The 1,639-nt window shown below is 72.6% G+C and carries 3 protein-coding genes; all 3 read right to left on the minus strand.

Annotated features, from left to right (window positions below; translation table 11 throughout):
* Positions 1-19 precede the first annotated feature (19 nt).
* Positions 20-142: a Pro-rich N-terminal domain-containing protein gene (locus O3Q52_RS52780; RefSeq protein WP_269655499.1), complete on the minus strand. Its 123-nt coding sequence runs from the start codon at positions 140-142 to the stop codon at positions 20-22.
* A gap of 183 nt (positions 143-325) precedes the next feature.
* Positions 326-1,456, minus strand: coding sequence for a 3-dehydroquinate synthase (aroB, locus tag O3Q52_RS52785; RefSeq protein WP_269655500.1), 1,131 nt, complete (start codon positions 1,454-1,456; stop codon positions 326-328).
* On the minus strand, positions 1,453-1,639 hold a 187-nt coding region (locus O3Q52_RS52790), incomplete at its 5' end, for a shikimate kinase (RefSeq protein WP_332113034.1). The genes aroB and O3Q52_RS52790, both read right to left, overlap by 4 nt.

The following is a 1,639-nucleotide window of genomic DNA, read 5'->3' on the forward strand; positions in this document are numbered from 1 at the left end:
GGGGCGCGCCGGCAGGCCCTCAGCCCGGGTGCGCGCCCGGGTGGTGCGGTCCCGGGTGTTGTGCGGCCGGCGACCAGCCGACGGCCGGTCCGTGCCCCGGCTGGTGGGGCGGCGGCAGCGGAGACCCCACTGCGTGCTGCATCCGGTGCCACTCCGTCTCGTGTCTTTGGCTCACTCGCCGCAGGCAATTGGCGCTGGGAGCGGGGCACCCGCCCCACTCCCTACCGAACGGTACCGTCCCCGGCCGCCGTTTGGTGAACGGCGGGGGACGGTCCGAAGTGCCCCTCCGCACAAGGCAAATCGGGCCAAGTTTCGCCGGAGGGGGCTATTCGCCCACTTCGCCGTAGGCGGCGAGGAGCACCGCCGGGTCGGGGCCCTCCAGGACGGTGGGCTTGCCCAGGCCGTCGAGGACGATGAAGCGGAGGAGGTTGCCTCGGGACTTCTTGTCGACCTTCATGGTCTCCAGGAGCTTGGGCCACTGGTCGTAGCGGTAGCTCAGCGGCAGCCCGACCGACTCCAGGATCGTGCGGTGCCGGTCCGCCGTCGCGTCGTCGAGGCGCCCCGCCAGCCGGCCCAGCTCGGCGGCGAAGTGCATGCCCACCGCGACCGCCGCGCCGTGCCGCCACTCGTAGCGCTCGTTCTTCTCGATGGCGTGGGCGAGGGTGTGCCCGTAGTTGAGGATCTCGCGCAGCCCGGACTCCTTCAGGTCGGACGAGACGACCTCGGCCTTGACCTTGATGGAGCGCTCGATGAGCTCGGCGGTGTGCGGTCCCTCGGGGGTGCGGGCGCCCTGCGGGTCGGCCTCGATGAGTTCGAGGATCGCCGGGTCGGCGATGAAGCCGGCCTTGATGATCTCGGCGAGCCCGGACACGAAGTCGTGGACCGGCAGCGAGTCGAGGGCGGCCAGGTCGCACAGCACACCGGCGGGCGGGTGGAAGGCGCCGACGAGGTTCTTGCCCTCGGCGGTGTTGATGCCGGTCTTGCCGCCGACCGCCGCGTCCACCATGGCCAGCACGGTGGTCGGGATGGCGATCCAGCGCACTCCGCGCAGCCAGGTCGCCGCCACGAATCCGGCGAGGTCGGTGGTCGCCCCGCCGCCCACGCCGACGATCACGTCGGTACGGGTGAAACCGGACTGTCCGAGCGCCTTCCAGCAGTACGCGGCGACCTCGGCGGTCTTGGCCTCCTCCGCGTTGGGCACCTGGATGGCGACGGCGTCGAAGCCCTGCCCGGCCAGGTCGGCCCGCAGCGCCTCACCGGTCTCGGCGAGCGCCTCGGGGTGGATCACCGCGACCCGCTTGGCCCTCCCCCAGCCTCCGGCCGGGGGGACCCCCACCTCGCTTCGCTCGCCGACCAACGTGCCCAGCTCACCGAGCAGTTGGCGGCCGACCAGCACCTCGTACGGCTCGCTGCCCGCCGTGCCGCCGACGTGGATCCGCGTCACTGCCTCGCTCATGCTTCCTTCAACTCCAGTGCGTCGAGGACCGCTTGGGCGACCTCTTCGGGGGTGCGGCCGTCGGTGGCCACCACGGCGGTCGCGACCTCGGTGTAGAGGTGGCGGCGGGCGTCCATCAGCTCGCGCCACTGCCGGCGCGGGTTGACGGCGAGCAGCGGCCGGGCGGTGTTCAGGCCCGTGCGC

It is taken from the genome of Streptomyces sp. ActVer (genome assembly GCF_027270795.1).
Lineage (GTDB): Bacteria > Actinomycetota > Actinomycetes > Streptomycetales > Streptomycetaceae > Streptomyces > Streptomyces umbrinus_A.